Below are 22426 nucleotides of genomic sequence, written 5' to 3' on the forward strand. Positions count from 1 at the left end.
GTGACCGCTCCCTGACGGCCGGCAGGCCCGCTCGGGGCGGGCCTATGTCGGGTCGCGGCCGTCACGGCTTCGGGCAGGAGTCGGCCTTCTGCCGCTCCTCGTCCGTCAGACCGGGCAGGTCGCCCTGCGACCCGGTGGCCGGGGCGGCGGCGCTCTGGCTCGGGGCGGCCGTGGTCGGGGTGGGGGTCGGGGTGGCCGAGGCCGTGGGGGTGGCCGGAGCCGCCCGGCCGGGCACGGAGGGCGACGGCGCGGGCGCGGTGGCCGTCCGGAACCCGATGTGCGCCACGGCGGGCGTGGTGCTCGGCTGACCGGCCGGCGCGGTGCCCGGCAGCGCCGGGTTGGCCGCGGCGGCCGCCCGGGCGTCGGAGACCTTGTGGCAGAACGTCGCCTGCTCGCCCAGCTTCTTCACCTTGTCGTCGGCGTCGCCGAGGCTGCTGGCCGAGATGGTGTTGGTGACGTGGGTGCGCTGGTCCTGCGGCAGGTACTTGAGCTCGATGTCCTTGTACGTGGTGTGCACCGAGGACAGGCTCAGCCCGGCGAGGCTCTGGTTGACGCCCTGGTAGACCGCGACGTGGTCGCCGTCGACGCCGACGTAGTACTGGTCCTGGGTCCACTGGTAGCCGAAGAAGCCGACGCCGCCCAGCACGCCCAGGGCGACCAGGGCCGCCAGCGAGAGCTTGAGCGCCTTGCCCTTGCGCTTCGGCAGCGCCTCGTCGTCGAAGTCCTCGGTGCCGTACACCGGGGGCTCGCCGGCCGCGTAGCCCTCGTAGCCCTCGGCCGGGCCGAAGCCGGCCGGGGCGGCGCCGTAGCCCTCGGCGGGGCCGAAGGCGCCCTGCGGGGAGCGGCCGAGACCGGCCGCCCGGCCGGCCGGGGTGTCCCGGATCGACTGGTCGGCGACGGTCGAGGACGGCGGGGTCTCGGCGACCGCGCCGACGACCACCGGGACGTCGTTGAACTGACCGCTCAGGGTGTCCGTGGCACCGACATCGAGGACGTCCGCCACGATGCAGGTGATGTTGTCCGGACCGCCGCCGCGCAGGGCGAGCTGGATCAGCTCCTGCACGGTCTGCTCGGGGGAGTAGAAGCTCCCGAGGGTGTCCTGGAGGGTCTGGTGGCTGACCGGACCGGAGAGGCCGTCGGAGCAGATCAGGTAGCGGTCGCCGGCCCGGACCTCGCGGATCGACAGGTCGGGCTCGACCTGGCCGCGGCCGTCCAGCGCCCGCATCAGCAGCGAGCGCTGCGGGTGGGTCTCGGCCTCCTCGGGCGTGATCCGGCCCTCGTCGACCAGGCGCTGCACCCAGGTGTGGTCCTGGGTGATCTGCACCAGCGCGCCGTCACGCAGCAGGTAGGCGCGGGAGTCGCCGACGTGCACCAGACCCATCCGCTGGCCCGTCCAGAGCATCGCGGTGAGGGTGCAGCCCATGCCTTCCAGCTGCGGGTCCTCCTCGACCATCTGCCGGAGGCGGTCGTTGGCGCCCTGGACGGCGTCCCCGAGCAGGGTCAGCAGGTCGGCGCCGGGCACGTCCTCGTCCAGCCGGACGATCGAGCCGAGCACCTCGGAGGAAGCGACCTCGCCGGCCGCGGCCCCGCCCATGCCGTCGGCCACGGCGAGCAGCCGCGGCCCGGCATAGCCGGAGTCCTCGTTCCCCTCCCGGATCAGCCCCTTGTGGGAGCCGGCGGCGAAGCGCAGCACCAGGGTCATGCGACCTGAGCCCCCCTCTGGGTCATGGACGGGATGCTGTCCCTCATGCGCTACTACTTCCGCAGTTCGATGACGGTCCTGCCGATACGGATCGGCATGCCCGGCTGGAGCGGGGTCGGCGCGGTCAGGCGCTGCCGGTCCAGATAGGTGCCGTTGGTGGAGCCTAGATCCTCGACCGTCCACTGCCCAGTCTGATCCGGATAGATCCTGGCATGCCGGGAGGACGCGTAGTCGTCGTCCAGCACGATGGTCGAGTCGTGCGCGCGGCCCAGCGTGATGGTCTGGCCCTGCAGCGCCACGGTCGTACCGGCCAGCGAGCCCTGCACCACGACCAGCTGGGTCGGGGCGCCGCGGCGCCGGCCGCCGCCTCCGCCCTGGGTCTGGGCGGCCTGGGCGGGCTGGCCCTGCGGGACCCGCCCGGGCGCGGCCGCGGCGGGGGCCGCCGTGGCGGCGGCCGCGGTCGCGGCACCGCCCCGGCGGGAGGAACGCGGGTTCACCTTCGTGCCGAAGAGGTCACTGCGGATCACCTGGACCGCGACGATGACGAAGAGCCACAGCACGGCGAGGAAACCCAGCCGCATGACCGTCAGGGTCAGTTCTGACATGGCCGGCCCGCCCGTGAGTGAGCGAAGCGAGCGAACAAATCGGACACTACCCTTCGACCTGTCGGTAGACGATGGTGGTGGAACCCACGACGATTCGCGAGCCGTCGCGGAGCGTAGCGCGCTGGGTGTGCTGTCCGTCCACCACGATGCCGTTGGTGGACCCGAGGTCGAGCACCATCGAGGGTGTGCCGGGCCGGATCTCGGCGTGCTTGCGGGAGACCCCGGGGTCGTCGATCCGCACGTCGGCCTCGGTGGAGCGGCCGAGCACGCAGGCGTTCCCGGTGATCTGGTGGCGGGAGCCGTTGACCTCGATCCAGCGCCGGACGGCGGTGCCGTGGCCGGCACCGGGGAACGGGCGGACGTTGCCGCCCGCGGGCGGGCCGGCGGGCATGGCGGGGGGTGCGGCCGGCGGCGGGGGCGCGCTGTAGGGAGCGGCGCCCTGCTGCTGCCACGGTGCGCCGGGGGCCGGGGCGGCCGGCGGCCGGCCGTAGCCGCCCCCCTGGGTGGGGTGCGCCGGGGCCTGCTGCTGCGGCTGCTCCTCGGCGGCCAGCGTGCGGCTGCGCACCCGGTAGAGCCCGGTGTCCAGGTCGTCGGCCTTCTCCAGGTTCACCTGGAGCGGGCCCATGAAGGAGTACCGCTGGGCCTCGGCGTACTCGCGGACCATCCCGGCCAGCTCGGTGCCCAGCTGACCGGAGTAGGGGCTGAGCCGCTCGAAGTCGTGCGGGCTGAGCTCGACGATGAAGTCGTTGGGCACGACGGTCCGGTCGCGGTTCCAGATGCTCGCGTTGTTGTCGCACTCGCGCTGCAGCGCACCGGCGATCTCGACGGGCTGGACCTCGGATTTGAACACCTTGGCGAAGGTGCCGTTGACGAGACCCTCAAGTCGCTGCTCGAACTTCTTCAGCACTCCCATTGGGGCACCCCCTTCCAGGGTTCGTTCGCCTGCCCGCGACCGGATCCCGGGGAGCCGGTCGCGCCTACTTGCGGTACTTCCGTACTGATCGTATCCACGCCGGGGCCATCCATACGGTTCCCGGACCGCGTGGTGACCGGGGGTGGGCTCGGACACACAGGGTGACGCATGGCGGCGGCAGCATGCCAGGGCTACCCGTCGAAACGTGCCCTCATCCCTCGCTCGGCTGTTCGTCCGGGCATCCGTTCGGATGCGCTCGGCCGTCCCGGGAAACGGATTCGGAGGCGGCCCGCAGGTCGTGCTACTGTTTTCCACGTCGGAAGGGGCGCCCGCAAGGGAGCCGGACCGAAGAGCCGCGAAGACCACATGGTACCGAGCGGATCGGCTGGTCGGCTGGCAACCACGACAAACACCCATGCGCGGGTGGCGGAATAGGCAGACGCGCTGGATTCAGGTTCCAGTGCCCGAAAGGGCGTGGGGGTTCAACTCCCCCCTCGCGCACAGCGAAGCCCCGCAGATCTTCGGATCTGCGGGGCTTTCTCGTGTTCGGGGCGTGTCCGGGGCCGCGGAGCCGGCGCGGGCGGGTTCACTCCCGGCCGGCGGGCAGGTCGGCCCGTACCGCGAAGCCGCCGTCGGGGGTGGTGCCGGCGGTGAGCGTGCCGCCGAGCAGCTGGGCCCGCTCCCGCAGCCCGACCAGGCCGTGGCCGCCGCCCGGCAGGGTCTCGGCCGGGCGGACCGGCGGGGCGTCGTTGCGGACCTCGACCCGGAGCCGGCGGCCCGCCGCCCGCACGTAGACGTGGACGGTTGCCTGCGGGGCGTACTTGGTGATGTTGGTGAGCGCCTCCTGGACCGTCCGGTAGGCGGCCCGCTCCACCGCCTCGGGCCAGGGGTGGTCCCCCGGGGACAGCTCGGCCACGGCCGCCAGGCCGCTCTCCTCGATCAGCCGGGGGAGGTCGGCCAGCCGCGGCTGCGGGGCGAGCGGGGTGTCCGGGCGGGAGCCGGCGGCGCGCAGCACGCCGACCATCTGCCGCAGCTCCTCCAGGGTGCGCACGGAGAGTTCGCGGATCGTCCGGGCGGTGCCCGCGGCGGCCGGGTCCGCGGTGCTGACCTGCAGCGCGCCGGCCTGGATGCTGATCAGGCTGACCTGGTGCGAGACCACGTCGTGCATCTCCCGGGCGAGCCGGGCCCGCTCGCTGACCAGGACCCGCTCGGCGAGCAGCCGGTTCTCCCGGGCCCGGCCCCGGGTCAGTTCGTCCAGCCGGGCCGCCAGCTCCCGGCGGGTGCGCGAGAGCAGACCGGTGGCGGCCGGGCCGGCGGCCAGCATCACCGACTGGATGGCGTAGAGCGCGGTCTCCCGGCTCGGTTCGAGGGACTGCTCGGAGAGCGGCCAGTGGAAGAACTCCACCAGGGCGAAGAGGGTCGCGCAGGGGACCACCACCCGGGGCACCGGCCGCTCGGCGGCCACCGTGTACACGGCGGTGATCGGGGCGAGCCAGATGTCGGCGAGGTAGCTGCCCGGCATGGTGAGCAGCAGCACGGTGACCGGGAAGCGCCGGCGCCAGGGCAGCACCGCGGCGGCGAGCAGCGAGAGCAGCACCTGCCACCAGGCCGAGCCGCGGGCCACCAGGGCGGCGTCCATCAGCGAGTAGAGGGCCGGCAGCAGCAGCATCAACCAGGGCGCGGTCAGCCAGGCCGGCAGGCGTCTGGCGGGGGGCAGCTCGCTCGTGGTCATGCCCCGTCGCCGGGTTTCGGCCGGACCAGGCCGGCCCGGTGGGCGACGACCGCCGCCTGCACCCGGTTGGCGGCGCCGAGCTTGCCGAGGATCGCGCTGATGTGGTCCTTCACCGTGCCGGTGCCCAGGAAGAGCCGGTCGGCGATCTCGGCGTTGGACAGCCCCTCGCCGAGCAGCGCCAGGACGTCGAGCTCGCGGCTGGTGAGGGTGCGGGCCAGCGAGGTGGCCTCGGCGTCCGGGCCGCCGCCGTCCACGTAGCCGCCGATCACGGTGCGGGTGACGGTCGGGGAGAGGATGCTGCCGCCGGCCGCGATCACCCGGACGGCGTGGACCAGCTGGTCCGGGGCGGTGTCCTTGAGCAGGAAGCCGGCCGCGCCGGCGCGCAGCGCGGTGCCGATGTACTCGTCGGTGTCGAAGGTGGTGAGCATCGCCACCGCCGGCGGGTCGGGCAGGGCGCGCAGCCGGCGCAGCACCGAGATGCCGTCGAGGTCGGGCATCCGGATGTCGAGCAGCACCACGTGCGGGCGCAGGCGCTGGACGAAGTCCTCGGCCCGGCCGCCGGAGCAGTCGCCGACCACCTCCAGGTCGGGGGCGGAGCCGACGATGAGGCCGAGGCCGGAGCGGACCAGGATCTCGTCGTCCACGATCAGCACGCGGGTGGTGGTGATGGTCCCTCCTCGGTTCGGGCGGCCGGGACCGGCCGGTCCGCTCGCTGCGGTGTGCTTGAGCATTTCGAGACTAGGGCCAGTGGGGGCGGGGTGCCGAACGCCGCCGCTGGGTGGGCACCCCCGCCGTTCGGCGGGGGGCGGAATCGGCTACCGGGTTCACGTCATCCTCGCCCGGGGTGCGGAACGATGGAGTCGGCTGCCCCTCACCGGTTTCCGGTCATGGCCAGGGTCGCCGGTCAGTCCGTCGGGCGCACGGATGCCCGGCGCCGGCCTGTGTGCGGATGCGCCCCACCATCTGATCGTTTGGAATTGAGCTGTGTCGTCCACTGTGAAGCCGGAGCCGTCCGCCGCGTCCACCGGGCCCCGGCCCGCCGGCCTGCTGGAGCGCTGGCGCCCGAGGGCCGCCGCGGCCACCGTCTGGTACCTGCGGCTGATCGCCCTGCTGAACCTCGTGACGGTGCTGCTGGTGCCGTTCCGGGACCAGGTCGAGACGCACAACGAGGGCGAGTACTTCACCCCCTACCTGATGACGGCCGGGCTGAGCACCGCGGTGCTGTCGGTCTTCCTGGCGATCGCGATGCGTCGGCGCAAGCGGGCCGCGTGGATCTTCAACATCGCGCTGGCGGGGCTGTTCGCGTTCCTCTACCTGGCCGCCATGGCGCTGCCCGACGAGCGCTTCAACCGGCACCCGCTCAACTACATCTCCACCGTGCTGACCTGTGCGTTCGTGCTGGCGCTGCTGGTCGGGCGGAAGGAGTTCACCTCCAAGGGCGACAGCTCCAACCCGAAGACCGCGGCGGCCACCTTCGTCGGCGGCCTGGCCTTCGGCGGGGTGGTCGGCGCGCTGCTGGTCTGGGCGAACAACGGCGCCCAGGGCGCCGGATTCTGGGACCTCTTCCGCTACTCGGTCGGCCGGATGATCACCATCACGCCCTCCGAGCACCTGCGCTCCGTGATCTCCGCGCCCACCTGGGTCAACGCCGTCATCAACGCGATGGGCGGGGTGCTCTTCCTGCTGGTGCTCTACGTGGCGTTCCGCAGCCCCAAGGACAAGGAGCTGCTGACCCCGGAGGACGAGGAGCGGCTGCGCGGCCTGCTGGAGAAGCAGGGCGACCGGGACTCGCTGGGCTACTTCGCGCTGCGCCGGGACAAGGCGGTGGTCTTCTCCCCCAGCGGCAAGGCGGCGGTGACCTACCGGGTGGTCGGCGGGGTCTCGCTGGCCTCGGGCGACCCGATCGGGGACCCGGAGGCCTGGCCCGGCGCGATCGACGCCTGGCTGGCCGAGGCCCGCGAGCACGCCTGGGCGCCGGCCGTGATGGGCGCCTCCGAGGAGGCCGGGGTGATCTACGCCCGGCACGGGCTGGACGCGCTGGAGCTCGGTGACGAGGCGATCGTCGAGCTGGACGAGTTCTCGCTGGACGGCCGGGCGATGCGGGTGGTCCGCCAGGCCTACAACCGGGTCAAGCGGGCCGGGTACACCGTGCGGATCCGCCGCCACGAGTCCATCCCCGAGTGCGAGATGGCCCAGCTGGTGGCCAAGGCCGACCAGTGGCGCGACGGCGCGACCGAGCGCGGCTTCTCGATGGCCCTCGGCCGCCTCGGCGACCCGGGCGACGGGCGCTGCGTGATGCTGGAGTGCCACGACGGGGACGGCGAGCTGAAGGCGCTGCTGAGCTTCGTGCCGTGGGGTGCGGACGGGCTCTCGCTGGACCTGATGCGCCGGGCCCGGGACACCGAGAACGGCCTGATGGAGTTCATGGTGATCGAACTCCTGCAGCGCGCCGAGGAGGTCCAGCTGGCCCGGGTGTCGTTGAACTTCGCAATGTTCCGTTCCGTTTTCGAGCGGGGATCGCGCCTCGGCGCGGGGCCGGTGCTCCGGCTCTGGCGCTCGGTGCTGGGCTTCTTCTCGCGCTGGTGGCAGATCGAATCGCTGTACCGGGCCAACGCCAAGTACCGGCCGATCTGGGAACCGCGCTATCTGCTGTTCGAGAAGAGCAGCGAGATTCCGCGCATCGGGATCGCCAGCGCGCGCGCCGAGGGCTTCATCACCGCGCCGAGCCTGCCCGCCCTGTTCCGTCGCCGGCACGCGGGGAGCGCCGGCACGGCGCCCCGCCCGCCGGCGGCCGCGCGGGACGGGAAGGGGTAACCCCTCCGCCGGGGGGCGGAGGGGGCCGGTCGTCCGGATGGGGGGAGCCATCGGGGTTTCTCTCCCCCCAGAGGATGAGGCCGCTCCACTTTTATGCCGATGTGGATTGATTAACCGGCTTCTAATGTTGGAGTGGTCGAGAAGGCGTTCGCGGCTTCGGGGATTTGGAGAGACGGTTGTGATTTACAGGACCCACGCGGGGGGCGTGCGAAAGGGGCCGCTGGCTATTGCCGGTGCGGCCGCTGTCGCCGAGTGGGGGACGTTGTTCGGGACGGTCCGGGACCGGCTGGTGGCGAAGAAGTTCGCCGCCGTTCCGCTGTCGACGGTGGCGACCGCGCTGATCCTGCTGTTCAGCATCGTGCAGCACCTGCCGGGCGGCGAGCGGTTCGTCACCCGGATCGGGGTGGTGAAGGCGGCGCTGCCGCTGGACGTCTCGCTGCTGCGCACACCGCTCTCGCTGTACGTGCCGGCGCTGGACCTGCCGGTCTGGGGGGCGCTGGCCCAGGTGTTCGTGGTCTTCGGGATCGCCGAGATCGTGCTCGGGCGGCGGCTCACCCTGGTGGTGGCCTACGCCTGCACGCTGGCCGGGACGCTGTTCGCCCGGGTCGGTGTGGCGATCGGTCCGGACCACATGTTCGGCTTCCCGAAGTGGGTGGCGTACGTCCGGGACACCGGTCCCTCGGCGGCGGTGGTGGCGCTGGCGATCTGCATCGCGTTCCGCTGCCGGGCCTGGTTCACAGCCGGTGTGGTGGTCGCGCTGATGGTCGGTGAGGCGGTCGTGCTGCCGAACCTGGCGGGCCTGGAGCACGTCGTCGCGGTGATCACCGCGCTGCTGATCGCCGTCTCGGTGGAGGTGTTCGGGGACTTCTGGCCGCGGGTGCTGGCCGGGGTCGGCGCGGCGGCCTCGGTGGCCGCGGCCGCCTCGATCGAGGTGGCCACGGAGGCCCGGCGCCGGCGGTCGGCGGGCGCGGCGATCCCCTAGGGGACGCCGGGGGCCGGTGCGGGGCGTGAGGGAGCTGTCCGGCGGGGCCGGTCGGCCGGGCGCGGGCGGGGGCCCGCACCCGGCGCTCAGCCGGTGGGCGGTAGCGGCAGTTCGAACCAGACCACCTTGCCGACCGCCTTGCGGGCGGTGCCCCAGCGCTCGGCGAGCTTGGTGACCAGCGTCAGGCCGCGGCCGGTCTCGCCGAGCTGTTCGGCGGGCTCCAGCGACGGCAGGTTGTGGTTGTCGTCGCTGACCTCGACCAGCAGCTTGTCCACCCGGATCAGCTGGAGCTGGACGCGGTCCCGGGCGACCCGGACGGCGTTCGTCACCAGTTCGCTGACCAGCAGCTCGGTGGTGTCGCGGAGCCCCTCCAGGTGCCAGCCGGTCAGCTGCTCGCGCACCAGCGCGCGGGCCCGGCCGACCTCGCGGTGGTCCACGGTGAGGTCCCAGGTGGCCACCTCGGTCGGCGCGACGCCGTCGAAGCGGGCCACCAGCAGGGCGACGTCGTCCTTGCGGTCGTCCGAGTGCAGCCGGTCCAGGACGACGTCGCAGGCCTCCTCGGGGCTGCGCTGCGGGTCGATCAGATTGCCGCAGAGCGCGGCCAGCCCGGTACCTATGTCGCCGCCCCTGACCTCGACCAGGCCGTCGGTGCAGAGCACCAGCATCGAGCCGTCCGAGACGTCGATGGTCTTGGCGACGAACGGCACCCCGCCGACGCCGATCGGCGCGCCGGCCGGGATCTCCAGCAGCTCGCCGGTGCCGTCCGGGTGCACCAGCACCGGCGGGACGTGGCCGGCGCTGGCCAGCTCGCAGGTCCGGTTGATCGGGTCGTAGACCGCGTACAGGCAGGTGGCCAGATGGTCGTCGCCGAGCTTCTGGGCCAGGTTGTCCAGGTGGCGCAGCAGCTGGCCGGGCGGCAGGTCCAGGGCGGCGAGGGTCTGCATCGCGGTGCGGAAGCGGCCCATCGCGGCGGCCGAGTGCAGGCCGTGGCCCATCACGTCGCCGACCACCAGGGCGACCCGGCTGCCGGGCAGCTGGATCGCGTCGAACCAGTCCCCGCCGACCTCGGCCTTGGAGTCGCCCGGCAGGTAGCGGTGGGCGATCTGCACGCCGGGGATCTGCGGCGGGCGGGTCGGGATCATCGAACGCTGCAGGACGGTGGCGACCTTGGACTCGGCGCGGTGCAGCCGGGCGTTGTCCAGCGAGAGCGCGGCGCGGGCGGCCAGCTCCTTGAGGGTGGCGGCGTCGCCCTCGTCGAAGGGGGCGCGGTCGGGCAGCCGGAGCAGCTTGAGGATGCCGAGCACGGTGCCCCGGGCGGAGAGCGGCACGACCAGCATCGAGCGGCCGGAGACCACCGGGGCGAGCCGGACACCGCCCAGCGCGGCGGCGTAGTCGACCGCGACGTCCTCGCTGATCACCGGGACCAGGACCGGCTGGTTCAGCTGGAGGGCCATCCCGGGCGGGGTGTGCCGGGGCATCGCGACCAGCGAGCCCTCGGCGAGGACGTGGTCCCACTGGCCGGTCGAGTCGTTGTTGGCCAGGGCGACCCGGCGCAGCATGGTGTCGTCGTCCGGCCGGGCCTCGGGCAGCTCGGAGTCGGAGATCAGGCCGTCCACCAGGTCGACGCAGGCGAAGTCGGCGACCCGGGGGACGAGCACCTGGCAGAGCTCGCGCGCGGTGAAGCCGAGGTCCAGGGTGGTGCCGACCTTGCCGCCGACCTCGCCCAGCAGGGCCAGTTGTTCCCCGGCCTGGCCGTTGGTCAGGAACGGGGAGAGCCGGCCGCCCGACGCGGTGGCGCCCGACGCGGCGCCCGTGCCGCACGGTGCCTCGGCGGGGGAGGGGACGGCGCCGGGCGGGGCCTGGTCACCGCGGTGGACCAGATGCCCGGGGGCGGACGACTCGACGGCGGCCTGCTCGATGGTGGCGCCTCCTCGGGGCGGGGCGGGGACGGCCGGGGCGGCCGCCGAGGCCGCGCCCGCGGCGCCGGCGGGCCGGGCGGCCGGGGTGGCGGGCCGGTCGGCGGCCTCGCGCTGGACGGGCAGTGGACCGGCCGGCCGCCGGCCGGGGGCGGGCTGCTCGGGCTGCGGGGGCGGGCCGAGCCGGGCGGCCCGCTGCTGGGCGGTCGGGTAGCGGCGGCCGATGCCCGCGGCCGCGTGCGCGGTGCCGGCCTGCGGATCGGCCGGCAGGACGGGGAGCACGGTGCCGGCGTCCAGCCGCAGGGCGGGCAGACCGGCCCGGGCGAGCGCGTCGAGCAGTGCGGCCGGGCGGTCGCCGGAGCCGGCCGGCAGCAGCCGGGCGAGCGGCTCGGGCACCGGGCGGCCGGGCGCGGTGAGGGCGGCGGTGAGCCGGTGGAAGCCGCCCCGGGCGGCGGGGGTGGCGGCGAACGGCAGCAGGCGCTCGCCGAGCGCGAGCCGCGGCCCGGTGGAGCGCAGCGGGCGGGCGTCGGCGGCCAGGGCCAGCAGCCCGCCGGTCCGGCCGGCCAGCGGATAGGCCCACCAGAGCACGTCGCGCAGGTGCTCCTCGCGGTCGACGACCGGCATCTGCCCGGCCCACGGACGGCCGCCGGAGGTCAGCTCGGCCAGGGTGTCCAGCGCGTCGCGTCGGTGCCGGACGGCGGGGGCGGCGGCCGGGCCGGGGACGCTGCGCGGCTCGACGGCCGGCAGCAGGCCGGAGGCGGGGCGGTCGTGGGTGACGTCGGCGCGGTGCCCGAACAACTCCTCGGCGGACCTGCTCCACTGCGCGATCCGGCCCGTCCGGTCGACCAGGACGAGGGCGAGCCGGACCAGCGCGACCACCCCTGAGGGCTGGTCGCCCGGTAAGGCCCCGGACCCGGCCGTGCCGGCCGCCGGACGCGGTGTTGAGTTGGGCTCGTCCACCATGGATTCGGTCTGCTCCCGCCTGGCCGCCACGCCTGGAGGTGGCCGTCTCTCTGGAGGAGGCACGCTGTGCGTACCAGCGAAGCACGGACCGGGCCGGGCTCGATAGCGAAACGGGGAGATTCATCAGTATCAGTTGAGCGGCACGGGGGTGCGCCGCCGGCCGCGCTCCTCGTCCACCCGGGAGGAGCAGCGCGCACGGAGGTAGGGTGGCAGGCCGGGCCGCCCCGCGGGGCGGGCGTGCCGCTCCCGGTACGGCGGAGGGCACGGCAGCAGGACGAGCCGGCAGGACGAGACAGAGGCGAGACGTGACCGCGCAGAGCCCCGCCCGTTGGACGGATCCGGAGCAGCAGGAGCTGGAGGAGCGGGTCGCCGCCGCCGAACTCGCCTGGCTGACCATGGACGTCGACACGCAGACGCTGCGGGTCGAGATCGACAACTTCGCGCTGATCCACCATCAGCTGCTCGGCCCGCTCTACGCCCGGCTGGACGAGCTGGACGCGCTGATCGCCGAGACGGTGGCCACCCGGACCGGGCACCCCGAGGACCTCCGGCGGGCCGCCGAGGCGCGCCTGCGGGTGGACGAACTCCCCGACCTGGACGCGCTGTTCGACAGCGTGCAGGAGCAGGACGCGGCCACCGCGCCGCCGGCCGCGCCGGCCCGGGTGCGGCCCGGCCGGGACGCCCAGCGGGTCTACCGCGAACTCGTCCGCCGCGCCCACCCCGACCTGACCACCGACCCGGCCGAGCAGCTGCGCCGGGCGGCCTTCATCGCCCGGGTCAACGAGGCCTACGCGTACGGCGACACCGAGGCCCTGGAGGGCCTGGCCGCCGAGTGGTCCACCGCCCCCGAGGCGGCGCCCGCGGTGGACGCCCCCGACCGGCTCGGCTGGCTGCGCCGGCGGCTGGAGTGGCTCACCGCCAAGATCGCCGAGACCGCCACCGAGCAGGTCAGGCTGGAGAACACCGCGATGGGCCAGCTGCTCGCGCTCGCCCCGCAGGACCCGGACGGGCTGCTGGAGGAGCTCGCCGACCAGTTGCTGGCCAAGGCCGCGGCCCAGCAGGCCGAGCTGGAACGGCTGCTCGGCGGACAGCCGGTGGGAGACAATGGGGCCCACCGGACCGAGCCCCAGGAGAGTCAGACGATGTTCCCGCAGATCCCCACCGCCGAAGCCGCCGCCGTCCCCGCCGAGGCCGCCCTGCTGGACGTCCGCGAGCAGGACGAGTGGGACGCCGGCCACGTGGACGGCGCGCTGCACATCCCGATGGGCCAGGTGATCGCCCGTCTCGCCGAGCTGCCGGACGAGCGGCTCTACGTGCTCTGCCGGGTCGGCGGGCGCTCCGCGCAGGTCGTCCAGTACCTGGTGCAGAACGGCCGGGACGCGGTCAACGTGGACGGCGGGATGTACGCGTGGGAGTCGGCCGGGCGGCCGATGGTGAGCAGCGACGGCCGGGACGCCTTCGTCCTCTAGCCCGTCCTCCGGGGGCGCGGTGCGGCCGCCTCCCCCGCCGCCGCCGGGACCGCCGTCGCCCGGGTAGGGCAGGATGGGCGCTCGACCGAGCCGGGACGGGACCGGCGGCGTACGTCCGGCAGGGTGGGACCCCTCCCGGCCGGAGGCTGGGGAGACGATGCCATGGCCGGGACCGAGGACACCGGGGCGCCGCCCGCCGGGCGGCCCTGGTCGGGGTCGGCCCTGGCCGTGCTCGGGGTGGCCGGCGCGGTGCTGGTCGCGGGCACCGGGCTCTTCCTCGCCGCGGTGTTCCTGCACGTGGCCCCGGCCAACTCGGCCTCCCGGGAGTACCGGGAGCAGGTCGACGGCCTGGTGTACCCGGAGTTCGAGCAGAACTGGAAGCTGTTCGCCCCCAACCCGCTCCAGCAGAACGTCAGTCTGGACGCCCGGGTGCGCACGGTCGCGGACGGCGGTGCGACCAGGACCCACGACTGGACCGGGCTGACCGCCCGGGACGTCGCGGCGATCCGCGGCAACCCCGCGCCCAGCCACGCCGACCAGAACCTGCTCCGCCGGGCCTGGGACTTCTACGAGGGCTCGCACAGCGCGCAGGACGACTCGCTGACCAACCCGCGCGGCAAGCTGGCCGAGCAGTACCTGAAGCGGATCGCGCTGCAGCGGATCGGCCGGAGCGTCGACGGCGAGCGGATCCTGCAGATCGAGTTCCGGGTGACGGCCGCCACCGTCCCGCCGCCGGACTGGAGCGGGGAGGCCGCGCCGCCCGCGCCGAAGGTCCGCGAGCTGCCGTGGTGGCCGGTGGGCGACGAGGACTTCCGGGGGCTCGGGTGAGCGACGTGCCCCCGACGGTCGGGCCGGAGCTGCTCGACGGGATCCCCCGGCAGCCGCGGCCGGAGGCGCCGGCGCTCCCGGCCCCCGGACGGCCCGGTGCGGGCCCCCGCGCCGCCCTCGGGCGGGCCCTCGCGGCCTTCACCGGTCAGGCGCTCGGGCGCCACCAGGCGGCCGCGGTGCGGATCGGCTTCGGCCTGGTCTGGCTGGCCTTCCTGCTGCGCGAGTGGCCCCACCGGCGGGTGCTCTACGGCGACACCTCGCCGTGGTCGCTCGACCTGGCCGAGCGGCTGCTGGCGGACAACGGCGCGCTGACGGTGCTGCCGTGGTTCGGCGGGCGGCTCTGGTTCGAGCTGGTCTACCACCTGGCGGTGCTGGCCGCCCTCGCCGTCCTGCTGGGCTGGCGGACCAGGGCGAGCACCGTGCTGTTCCTGGTCACCGTGCTGTCGCTGCAGAACCGCAACGTCTTCCTCGGCGACGGCGGCGACAACGTCGTCCACCTGATGGCCGTCTACCTGGTCTTCACCCGCTGCGCGCGGGTCTGGTCGCTGGACGCCCGGCGGCCGGCCCCCGGGCGGAGCGGGGTGCTGCTCTGGGCGGTGCTGGGGGCGGTGCTGCTGGTCTGCCAGCTCGGCGACTTCTCCGGGGACAGCCTGACCTGGACGGCCGCGACCTTCCCGCACGTCGGCTGGGCGCCGGTGTTCTGGGGCTTGTGGGCGGTGGCCGGGCTCTGGTGGCTGCTCGGGCGGCTGCGGCCGGACGGCGAGCCGCGCGCGGTGCTGGACGCGCTGGCGAACATGGTGCACAACTGCGCGATGCTGGTGATCGCCGCCGAGGTGGTGCTGATCTACGCCACGGCCGGCTGGTACAAGGTGCAGGGCTCGCGCTGGCAGGACGGCACCGCGCTCTACTACCCCTTGCACCTGGACTACTTCACGCCCTGGCCGGGGCTGTCCGGGCTGGTCGGCTCGGCCCTGCTGCCGGTCTTCCTGGTCTCCTACGGGACGGTGCTGCTCCAGGTGGCGTTCCCGTTCACGCTGGTCGACCGGCGGATCAAGAACGTGCTGCTGGCGGTGATGATGGCCGAACACCTGGGGATCGCGGTGCTGCTGGGGCTGCCGGTGTTCTCGCTGGCGATGGTCGCGGCGGACGCGGTCTTCCTGCCGACCGGGGTGCTGCGCTGGGCCGCCGCGCGCGTCGGCGGCCTGGCGGTACGGTCCCGGAGCCTGGTGGCGCGTGCCGGGAGCCTCCGCTCCCGGACGGAGCCGCTCCCCTAAGCTGACCGCTATGTCCTGGTTTGCCGCACTCCGAGACACCGCGCGGACCGGACTGACCCTGGACCGGGCGCTCACCGACCCCAAACGCGCGGCCCGCGGGGCCGTCGCCGTCGCCCTGGTGCTCTTCCCGACCCTGGCCCTGGGCGGGCCCCGGCTCGCCACCTCGGCCGCGATGGGCGCGTTCATCGCCGGGACGGCCACCTTCCAGCGCAGCTTCCGCCCCCGGCCCACGCTCGCCGTCGCGGCCGGGATCGGTCTCGGCACCAGTACCTTCCTCGGGTACCTGGCGGCCGGGGTGTACGGGGCGTTCCCGGTGCTGCTCGCGGTCTGGTCCTTCGGGGCGGGCCTCGCCTGGGCGATCGGGCCGACCGCCGGGGTGGTCGCCGCCAACACCCTCTCGGTCATGCTGGTCGTGGTCCAGCTCCCGGTCAGCGTGCCCGCCGCGCTCGGCCACGGGCTGGTCTGCGCCCTCGGCGGCGTCGTCCAGGCGGCCGTCATCACGTTCTGGCCGATCGGCAGCTGGACCGCCCAGCGCGAGGCGCTCGCCGACACCTACGCCGAACTCGCCGACTACGCCCGGCGGCTGCGCCAGGACCCGACCGCGCACGTCGACCCGGCGCCGTTCATGACGGCCCGGCACGCGGCCGCGCTGACGCCCTGGCAGGACCGCCGCCGGCCGCCCGAGCTGCGCGGGCTGCGCGGCATCGCCGAGCGGGTCCGCCCGACCCTGGCCGCGATCGCCGACCCCAAGGTCGGCGCCCCCGAGGAGGGGCCCGAGCGGGACCGGGCCCGGGCCGTGCTGGCCGCCGCCGCCGAGGCGATGGACGCGCTGGCGCGGGCCGTCCGCACCGGTGATCCGCTGCAGCTGCCCCGCTCCGCACCGGCGCTCACGCTGGCCGCCCCGGCCGACGGGCCGGAGCTGCAGGGCGCCAGCCGACGGGCCGCCCGCCGGCTGGCCGGGCTGCTGCGCAAGGCCGCGGACGCCCTGGAGCGCGGCGACGAGGACACCATCAGCACGCCGGTGGTCGGCGCCGGCGGGGCGCTGCTCAAACCGCCGCTCTCCCGGATGCTGCCGGTCGCCCTGCGAGCGGTGCGGCGCCAGCTCCAGCCGCACTCGGCGGTGTTCCAGCACGCCGTCCGGATCACCGCGGTCGTGGTGCTCGCCTACCTGCTCGCCCGGCTGCTCGGCTTCGAGCACGGCTACTGGGCCCCGATGACCGCCGCCATGGTGATGCGGCCCGACTTCGCGCAGACCTACAGCCGGGGCGTGGCCCGGCTGGCCGGGACGATGGTCGGCGTCGCGGTCTCCACCCTGGTGGTGCAGCTGGCCCACCCCGGCGAGTGGGTGCTGGCCGCGCTCGCGGTGCTCTGCATCGGCGGCGCGTACCTCACACTTCGCACCGGCTACGCGCTGATGACGGTCTGCATCTCCTCGTACGTCGTCTTCCTGCTCGGCCTCCAGGAGGGGAACCCGCTGGTCACCGCCTTCGAGCGGGTCGGACTGACCTTTCTCGGCGGCTCCGTCGCGCTGCTCGCCTACGCGCTCTTCCCCACCTGGCAGACCGCCCGGCTCGGCGAGCGGCTGGCCGAGTGGCTGGCCGCCGCCGGGCGCTACGCGGCCGCGGTGCTCGCCGTCTACGAGGACCCGGGCGCCCCGCGCGGGCGGGAGGTCCGCTCGGCGCTGCTGGACTCCCGGGAGGCCCGGTCCGAGCTGCTCCAGGCGATGCAGCGGGCCGACGCCGAGCCCGGCCGGCACGCCTCCGGGCTGCCCGGGGTGAGCCGCCGCCAGCTGGACCGGGCCCGGGCGGCGGTCGGCCACCTGGGCCGGGTCGCCGTGCTGCTGGAGGCCCACCTGCCCACCGCCGACGCCGATCCGGTGCCGGGCGCCGCCGAGTTCGCCGAGGAACTGCGGCTGGCCACCGCGCTCGCGGCGGCCGCGCTGCTCACCGACCGCCCGGTGGAGTTCGACGCCGTGCGGGAGGCGCAGCGCGGGCTGGAGGACCGGCTGGCGCAGGCGCCGGCGAGCGTCCAGCGCGATGTCGTCCGGACCAGCAGCCGGCTGCTGCTCCAGGCGCTGAAGGACCTGGAGCGCGCGCTGCGCGGGGGCGCCTCGGCCACCCCGGCGCAGCGCGCGCAGGAGTCCACGGCGCGGTAGCCGCGGGCGGTCGGGCGGTGGCCGTCCGGCGGGCCGGCGGGCACGCTGCGGGCACGTCGCGGAGCCGCCGGTCGGAGCGGCGTGGCGGGCCGGGCACCTGCGGGCCTCGGCCGGCGGTCGGCCGCCCCGGCGGGGGCGGTGGGGCGGGGGTGGCAGAGTGGGCGTCATGGACGACGAGCGGGTGCGGGAGTGGCGGGCGGGCGCGGCGGCGCCGGACACGGTGCTGTTGGACGGGTTCCACGCGCTCAAGCACGCGCTGCGCTTCGGCGGGGACGTCCGGCAGGTGCTGACCGCCGACCGGGCCGCGCTGCTGGCGCTCGCCGCCGAGCTGGCCGAGGACGTCGCCCCCGCGGTGGCCGCCCTGGCCGTGGAGCTGCCGGAGGCGGCGCTGCGGGCGCTGGTGCCCAGGCCGCACCCCACCGGGGTGATCGCGCTGGCCGGGCGCCCGACCAGCGCGGCCAACCTGGCGGCCCTCGGCCGGCGGCCCCGGACGGCGCCGGTCGTGCTGCTGGAGAATCCGCGCAACCTGGGCAACGTGGGCGCGGTGATCCGGCTGGCGGCCGGTTTCGGCGCCACCGGCGTGGTGACCACGGGGGACCTGGACCCCTGGCACCCGAACGTGGTGCGGGGCAGCGCCGGCCTGCACTTCGCCACCGCCGTCGAGCGGCTGGAGCTGCCCGAGCTGCCCGCCGGCCCGTTGTACGTGCTGGACCCGGAGGGCTCGGACATCCGGACGGTGGCCCTGCCGGACGACGCGCTGCTGGCCTTCGGTACCGAGCGGCACGGGGTCTCGGCGGAGCTGAAGGCGCGGGCGGACCGGCTGGTCGCGGTGCCGATGCAGCCCGGCGTCTCCAGCTTCAACCTGGCGACCAGCGTGGCGATGGGTCTCTTCCACTGGATGTCGGGCCGCCCGCCCGGCCTTCCCCGGTAGGGCGGGCACCGAGAGGGCTACGGCGCGAACAGCCGGTGCCAGGTGTCCGGCCCGGGGTAGCCGTCCGCCTCGGCGCCGCTCCACCCCTGGGCGAGCTGGAAGGCCTGGACGGCCAGCCGGTCGGCCTCGCCCCAGCGCGGGCCGGGGCCCTCGGTGTAGAACCGGCCGAAGCCCCTGCGGACCAGCTGCTCGCCGAGCCGCGTCACGGACGCGTTGTCGGCGCCCGGGGCGAACCGGTCGCCGCCCGGGAAGGCGGGCACCGCGGTGTCGCCGCCGGGGGCGACCGGGGGCGGGGGGAGCCGGGTGGCGGCGGCGGGGATGTCGCGGCCCTTGTGGGCGACCAGGTAGTTCCAGGTGTCCTTGCCGGGCAGGCCGTCGGCCTCGCTGCCGCGCCAGCCCTGGGCGAGCTGGAAGGCCTCGGTGGCCTTCCGGTCGGCCTCGCCCCAGCGCGGGCCGGGGCCCTCGGTGTAGAACCGGCCGCCACCGCGCTCGACCAGCATCCGGCCGAGCTCGGTGACGTGGGCGTTGTTCGCCCCGGGGCCGAACTTGTCGGCGCCCGGGAAGGCGGTCGACGCGGAGGCGGCGCCGTCGTTGCTGCTGCCGGGGGTGGAGAGCGCCTTGGCGCGGTACGGGAGGTACGAGGCGGAGTTGCTCCAGTAGGCGTACGGGGTGTCCCGCCGGGTGGTGCCGGGGGAGGTCTGCTCGTACGCCAGGTAGCGGGTGCGGGAGGAGTCCGTCCAGCCGCCGAAGAGGGTCACGTGCGAGCCGGCCTGGGGGTTGGCCGGGTTGTTGTAGATCAGGATGTCGCCGGGCTGGAGGTCCGCCTTGGTGATCCGGTCGGCGAAGTCGGGCAGTGTCCAGGTGGTCTGACTGCTGTCCAGGCCCCAGGCCATCGAGACGAAGCCGGAGCAGTCCTGGCGGTAGCCGTCGGACCAGAAGCGGCTCATGCTGTACGGGACCTTCTGGGCGAGCCAGCTCTGCGCCCGCTCGACGATCGCGGCCCTGGTGAGCGGCTCCGCGGTGGCCCGCGGGGCGGCGGGGGAACGGGCGCCCGGCTCCTCGCCGTAGAGGCCGCTCACCCCGCCCTGCGGGGTGGTCGGCGGCTGGGCGGCGCTGGCGCCGCCGGGGGTCGGCGCGGGGGCCGCCGCGGCCCCGGCCGCCCCGCCGCCCAGGGCGGTGCCGACCGCGGCCACCAGGACGGCGGCGCGGCGGCGGACGCTCCGGGCCGCGGCGTGCCCGCCCTCGTGCACCGGCGCGGCGTGCCGCCGGGCCCGGCTGCGGGCCCGGCAGCCCCCGCATATGCAGTCCTCGTCCGGTTCGACCTCGTCGAATTCCAGCAACGGGGCCGATTGCTCGGTGGGGGTCATTCTCCGCCTCTTTCCCGGTCAGTCCTGATGGCACGACAGGAGGGACGTGCCCAGGCCGGTATCGCGTGCTGTCCGACCAAACTCCCAAACCGGACGGGTGCTCGGCGCGGCGGGGTGCGCCGCCCGGGTGACGGAGGGTCGGCGGTCGAGGCGTGGCGCGGGGGAACGGCTGGCGGTGGCACGGCGGCCGCCCCGACGGGCGGTCAGCTCCCGGCGGTGGTGGCCGGACGGGTGCGGGCCGCCCGGCGGCGGTCAGGCGGCGGCGGGCGGGTTGGCCGGGGAGTACTCGGGGCCGGTCCAGGTCAGCGGGGTGGCGTCGGCCAGTTCGACGACACCGGTGACGGTGAGGTCGACCACCCGCTCGGCCCCCGGCAGACCGGCCGCCGCCGCGTCGGACCAGTCGGTCCGGGCCTCACCGGTGATCAGCAGCGCCCCGCCGGTCTCGAAGTCGGGCAGCAGCAGTCCGGCGCGCGGGTCGAGTTCCAGGTTGCCCAGCGTCATGAACATGCTGTTGCCGGCGTACTCGGGCCAGCGCAGCCGGTCCGGGCCGACGGCGCGCAGGAAGCCGGGGTTGCCGCCCCGGTGCGAGGCGTCCACCCGGCCGTCCGGACCGGCGGTGGCGATGAAGAAGGTGTCGGCGGTGGCCGCGGCCAGCCGCTGGGCGGTGGAGAGCACCGCGCCGGCGGCCACCACGTGCGGGACGCCGGCCGACGGCTGCTCCAGCGGGCTGCGGCGCTGGATGTACTTGGGGCAGTTGGCGTAGACCTGGTCGGCGGTGATCACCAGGCCGCCGCGGCCGTCCGGCGCGGAGCGGCCGTTGAGCCGCATCCGCCGCCGGCCGGCCGGGTCCAGGGCGATGGTGCCGACCTCGGCGGGCCCGGCGAGGACGGCGGCCAGCGGGTCCTCGGCGGCGGGCCGGGCCGCCACCGTGAGGGTCCGCTCGTCGGGTGCGCGCAGGAAGCCGGGGCCGCCGGTGAGCTGGGTCGCCCAGAGCCGGCCGGCGGCGTCGGCGGCGCCGACCACCAGCACCCGCCGCTCCGCCAGGAAGCGGGCGGCCACGGCCGGGATGGTGCGGCCGATCGCGCGGCCCGAGTGGTCGGCCCGCTCGGTGCGGCCGGCCCGGGCCTGCACCGCGCGCTCGCCCGGGTGGTACGGCGTGCTGCTGCTGTCCGTCATGGCGGCTGCCTCCCGATCCGGTCGGGCGGGCCTAGAAGAACCCGCAGGTGGGGGCCGTGCCGGTGGGGGCGGTGGCGCCGGTCGCGTCCACGCCCTGCGGGGTGAAGATCTCCAGCCGGATGCCGTCCGGGTCGGTGAAGAAGATCCCGCCGGAGGCCGCGCCCTCGCTGTGCGGGACGACGCCGTCGTGGGCGAACCCGGCGCCCAGCTCGCGCAGCAGCCGCTCGGCCGCGCGGACCTCGTCCAGGCTGTCGACCTGGAAGGAGAGGTGGTGCAGGCCGGGCGCCGCGGTGGCGAAGGCGCCCGCGCTCTGCTGCCAGAGGGTGATCACCAGCCGGCCGTCGCGGCCGAGGAAGGCGAAGCGGCGCTCGGGGTCGGTGCCCTCCTTCACCAGCTCCAGGCCGAGGACGCTGCGGTAGAACGCCGTCGAGCGGTCGAGGTCGGTGACGTTCAGGCCGATGTGGCCGGTCTGCAGGGTGCTGGTGGCGGTGCTGGACATGGCTGATCACTCCCGTGGCCGGGGCGCCCGGAGGCGCCCGCTCCCTAACCTGTACAAGAGACGGTAGTGGTTAGCCTGATGTCCCGTCAACCAGTACTGGCATCGGTAGTGGTTAGGTAGGTCTCGGCGAGCCGGTCCTGGAAGGCCTCGGCGGTGAACAGGTAGTCCTGGCTGCCGGCCGACTCCAGCGCGTACGCCGCCAGCACGCAGCCGATCCGGGCCGAGGCGTCGTCCGGCAGGCCGTCGGCCCGGCCCGCCAGGAAGCCCGCCCGGAACGCGCCGCCCGCGCCGGCGCCGTCCGGCAGCCGGGAGACCGGGGCGGCCGGGACGGCCAGCGAGGGCTCGTCCGGGTAGTCGATCCAGACGCCCTCCGGGCCGAGGGTGGTGACCCAGCTGCCGACCCGCCGCAGCACCTCCTCGGCGGTCCACCCGGTGTGCTCCAGCAGCAGGCCTCGCTCGCGCCGGTTGGTGACCAGGCAGTCGGCGCCGGCCAGCACGGCCTCGGCGCCGGCCGTGCCCAGTTCCTCCGTCCGGCCGGCCACGTCCACCAGGTACGGCAGGCCGAGGCGTCGGCACTCGGCGGCGCGGGCGGCCATCACCTCCGCCGCGGCGGGGCCGAGGAAGACCAGCCCGACGCCCTCCGTCCAGCCCGGCGGGCCCGGGCTGACGTCCTCGGCCAGCGCCCCGGGGTGGAAGGAGGTGATCCGGTTGCGGTCGGCGTCGGTGGTGCTGGTGTAGCGGGCGGTGGCCAGCTCGGTCGAGACCCGGACCAGGGAGGTGTCCACCCCGGCCTCGGTCAGCCGCTCCCGGTAGTCGCCGAAGTCCCGGCCGGCCGCGCCCAGCAGCAGCGGCCGGCGGCCGAGGCGGCCGAGCCCGTAGGCGACGTTGGCGGCCACGCCGCCGTAGCGCACCTCCAGGTCGTCGACCAGGAAGGAGAGCGACAGGTGCTTGAGCTGGGCGGGCAGCAACTGGTGGGTGAAACGGCCGGGGAAGGTCATCAGGTTGTCGATGACGATCGGGCCGGTGACCGCGATTCTCATGGGGGTACCTGCCTCACCGTGGAGGGTCCGGAGTGACGTGGCCGGAGCGGCCGGAGCGGA

At 75.2% G+C, this 22426-nt stretch carries 17 protein-coding genes and 1 tRNA gene; 8 read left to right on the top strand and 10 right to left on the bottom strand.

Annotated features, from left to right (window positions below):
- Positions 1 to 61: 61 nt before the first annotated feature.
- From ACIF6L_RS04275 to ACIF6L_RS04285, 3 genes are read right to left on the bottom strand one after another with little or no spacing between them, the layout of a single operon-like run.
- Entirely contained in the window at positions 62 to 1702 is a 1641-nt protein-coding gene (locus tag ACIF6L_RS04275) for a PP2C family protein-serine/threonine phosphatase (protein ID WP_396486082.1), read from the bottom strand.
- A gap of 53 nt (positions 1703 to 1755) precedes the next feature.
- Positions 1756 to 2307 carry an FHA domain-containing protein gene (locus ACIF6L_RS04280; RefSeq protein WP_396486083.1) on the bottom strand — a complete coding sequence of 184 codons (552 nt, stop codon included), beginning with the start codon at positions 2305 to 2307 and terminating at the stop codon, positions 1756 to 1758.
- Between the two features lie 46 nt (positions 2308 to 2353).
- Positions 2354 to 3220: a DUF3662 and FHA domain-containing protein gene (locus ACIF6L_RS04285; protein WP_329488822.1), complete on the bottom strand. Its 867-nt coding sequence runs from the start codon at positions 3218 to 3220 to the stop codon at positions 2354 to 2356.
- A 417-nt stretch (positions 3221 to 3637) separates the two neighbouring features.
- Between ACIF6L_RS04285 and ACIF6L_RS04290 the strand changes: the two genes are divergently transcribed.
- A tRNA-Leu gene (locus ACIF6L_RS04290) sits at positions 3638 to 3721 on the top strand.
- 85 nt (positions 3722 to 3806) lie between these two features.
- On the opposite strand, the gene ACIF6L_RS04295 is transcribed toward ACIF6L_RS04290, so the two are convergent.
- On the bottom strand, positions 3807 to 4952 hold the full coding sequence (locus ACIF6L_RS04295) for a sensor histidine kinase (RefSeq protein ID WP_396486084.1): 1146 nt from the start codon (positions 4950 to 4952) through the stop codon (positions 3807 to 3809).
- Positions 4949 to 5683, bottom strand: a complete 735-nt coding sequence (locus ACIF6L_RS04300; protein WP_380391954.1) for a response regulator — start codon at positions 5681 to 5683, stop codon at positions 4949 to 4951. Before ACIF6L_RS04300 ends, ACIF6L_RS04295 begins: the two co-directional genes overlap by 4 nt.
- Before the next feature lie 253 nt (positions 5684 to 5936).
- On the opposite strand from ACIF6L_RS04300, the gene ACIF6L_RS04305 reads away from it, so the two are divergent.
- Both ACIF6L_RS04305 and ACIF6L_RS04310 read left to right on the top strand, forming a co-directional pair.
- Positions 5937 to 7766: a phosphatidylglycerol lysyltransferase domain-containing protein gene (locus ACIF6L_RS04305; protein ID WP_396486085.1), complete on the top strand. Its 1830-nt coding sequence runs from the start codon at positions 5937 to 5939 to the stop codon at positions 7764 to 7766.
- A 205-nt stretch (positions 7767 to 7971) separates the two neighbouring features.
- Entirely contained in the window at positions 7972 to 8748 is a 777-nt protein-coding gene (locus tag ACIF6L_RS04310) for a hypothetical protein (RefSeq protein ID WP_396486086.1), read from the top strand.
- A gap of 86 nt (positions 8749 to 8834) precedes the next feature.
- Here ACIF6L_RS04310 and ACIF6L_RS04315 read toward each other — a convergent pair whose 3' ends face one another.
- Complete coding sequence (locus ACIF6L_RS04315) at positions 8835 to 11627, bottom strand: SpoIIE family protein phosphatase (protein WP_396486087.1); 2793 nt, start codon at positions 11625 to 11627, stop codon at positions 8835 to 8837.
- 305 nt (positions 11628 to 11932) lie between these two features.
- Between ACIF6L_RS04315 and ACIF6L_RS04320 the strand changes: the two genes are divergently transcribed.
- From ACIF6L_RS04320 to ACIF6L_RS04340, 5 genes are all read left to right on the top strand, one after another.
- On the top strand, positions 11933 to 13096 hold the full coding sequence (locus tag ACIF6L_RS04320) for a rhodanese-like domain-containing protein (RefSeq protein WP_329488827.1): 1164 nt from the start codon (positions 11933 to 11935) through the stop codon (positions 13094 to 13096).
- Between the two features lie 162 nt (positions 13097 to 13258).
- Entirely contained in the window at positions 13259 to 13924 is a 666-nt protein-coding gene (locus tag ACIF6L_RS04325) for a DUF5819 family protein (RefSeq protein WP_396486088.1), read from the top strand.
- Positions 13921 to 15198 carry an HTTM domain-containing protein gene (locus ACIF6L_RS04330; RefSeq protein WP_359805879.1) on the top strand — a complete coding sequence of 426 codons (1278 nt, stop codon included), beginning with the start codon at positions 13921 to 13923 and terminating at the stop codon, positions 15196 to 15198. Before ACIF6L_RS04325 ends, ACIF6L_RS04330 begins: the two co-directional genes overlap by 4 nt.
- Positions 15199 to 15208: 10 nt before the next feature.
- Positions 15209 to 17353 (top strand): FUSC family protein, encoded by a 2145-nt coding sequence (locus ACIF6L_RS04335; RefSeq protein WP_359837455.1) that lies wholly within the window; start codon positions 15209 to 15211, stop codon positions 17351 to 17353.
- A 166-nt stretch (positions 17354 to 17519) separates the two neighbouring features.
- The gene (locus ACIF6L_RS04340; protein ID WP_396486089.1) at positions 17520 to 18284 is read left to right on the top strand and encodes a TrmH family RNA methyltransferase; all 765 of its coding nucleotides are present in this window, start codon (positions 17520 to 17522) and stop codon (positions 18282 to 18284) included.
- 17 nt (positions 18285 to 18301) lie between these two features.
- Here the strand turns inward: ACIF6L_RS04340 and ACIF6L_RS04345 are convergent, their stop codons facing one another.
- The 4 genes from ACIF6L_RS04345 to ACIF6L_RS04360 all read right to left on the bottom strand — a co-directional run bounded on the left by ACIF6L_RS04345 (position 18302) and on the right by ACIF6L_RS04360 (position 22366).
- A complete protein-coding gene (locus ACIF6L_RS04345) occupies positions 18302 to 19651 on the bottom strand; it encodes a peptidoglycan-binding protein (RefSeq protein WP_396486090.1) in 1350 nt (449 codons plus the stop codon).
- A 252-nt stretch (positions 19652 to 19903) separates the two neighbouring features.
- Positions 19904 to 20827, bottom strand: a complete 924-nt coding sequence (locus tag ACIF6L_RS04350) for a pyridoxamine 5'-phosphate oxidase family protein (RefSeq protein ID WP_396486091.1) — start codon at positions 20825 to 20827, stop codon at positions 19904 to 19906.
- A gap of 31 nt (positions 20828 to 20858) precedes the next feature.
- The gene (locus ACIF6L_RS04355; RefSeq protein ID WP_329488834.1) at positions 20859 to 21326 is read right to left on the bottom strand and encodes a VOC family protein; all 468 of its coding nucleotides are present in this window, start codon (positions 21324 to 21326) and stop codon (positions 20859 to 20861) included.
- 86 nt (positions 21327 to 21412) lie between these two features.
- The gene (locus tag ACIF6L_RS04360; protein WP_396486092.1) at positions 21413 to 22366 is read right to left on the bottom strand and encodes a PfkB family carbohydrate kinase; all 954 of its coding nucleotides are present in this window, start codon (positions 22364 to 22366) and stop codon (positions 21413 to 21415) included.
- Between the last annotated feature and the right edge of the window lie 60 nt (positions 22367 to 22426).

This window comes from Kitasatospora sp. NPDC086009, assembly GCF_044540385.1.
In the GTDB taxonomy this organism is placed as follows: domain Bacteria; phylum Actinomycetota; class Actinomycetes; order Streptomycetales; family Streptomycetaceae; genus Kitasatospora.

Excerpts from the sequence above, each read along its gene's own strand:
- ACIF6L_RS04300 (WP_380391954.1), bottom strand. The coding sequence starts at position 5,683 with ATGCTCAAGCACACCGCAGCGAGCGGACCGGCCGGTCCCGGCCGCCCG.
- ACIF6L_RS04275 (WP_396486082.1), bottom strand. The coding sequence starts at position 1,702 with ATGACCCTGGTGCTGCGCTTCGCCGCCGGCTCCCACAAGGGGCTGATC.
- ACIF6L_RS04360 (WP_396486092.1), bottom strand. The coding sequence starts at position 22,366 with ATGAGAATCGCGGTCACCGGCCCGATCGTCATCGACAACCTGATGACC.
- ACIF6L_RS04325 (WP_396486088.1), top strand. The coding sequence starts at position 13,259 with ATGGCCGGGACCGAGGACACCGGGGCGCCGCCCGCCGGGCGGCCCTGG.
- ACIF6L_RS04335 (WP_359837455.1), top strand. The coding sequence starts at position 15,209 with ATGTCCTGGTTTGCCGCACTCCGAGACACCGCGCGGACCGGACTGACC.
- ACIF6L_RS04345 (WP_396486090.1), bottom strand. The coding sequence starts at position 19,651 with ATGACCCCCACCGAGCAATCGGCCCCGTTGCTGGAATTCGACGAGGTC.
- ACIF6L_RS04355 (WP_329488834.1), bottom strand. The coding sequence starts at position 21,326 with ATGTCCAGCACCGCCACCAGCACCCTGCAGACCGGCCACATCGGCCTG.
- ACIF6L_RS04315 (WP_396486087.1), bottom strand. The coding sequence starts at position 11,627 with ATGGTGGACGAGCCCAACTCAACACCGCGTCCGGCGGCCGGCACGGCC.
- ACIF6L_RS04285 (WP_329488822.1), bottom strand. The coding sequence starts at position 3,220 with ATGGGAGTGCTGAAGAAGTTCGAGCAGCGACTTGAGGGTCTCGTCAAC.
- ACIF6L_RS04295 (WP_396486084.1), bottom strand. The coding sequence starts at position 4,952 with ATGACCACGAGCGAGCTGCCCCCCGCCAGACGCCTGCCGGCCTGGCTG.
- ACIF6L_RS04280 (WP_396486083.1), bottom strand. The coding sequence starts at position 2,307 with ATGTCAGAACTGACCCTGACGGTCATGCGGCTGGGTTTCCTCGCCGTG.
- ACIF6L_RS04350 (WP_396486091.1), bottom strand. The coding sequence starts at position 20,827 with ATGACGGACAGCAGCAGCACGCCGTACCACCCGGGCGAGCGCGCGGTG.
- ACIF6L_RS04340 (WP_396486089.1), top strand. The coding sequence starts at position 17,520 with ATGGACGACGAGCGGGTGCGGGAGTGGCGGGCGGGCGCGGCGGCGCCG.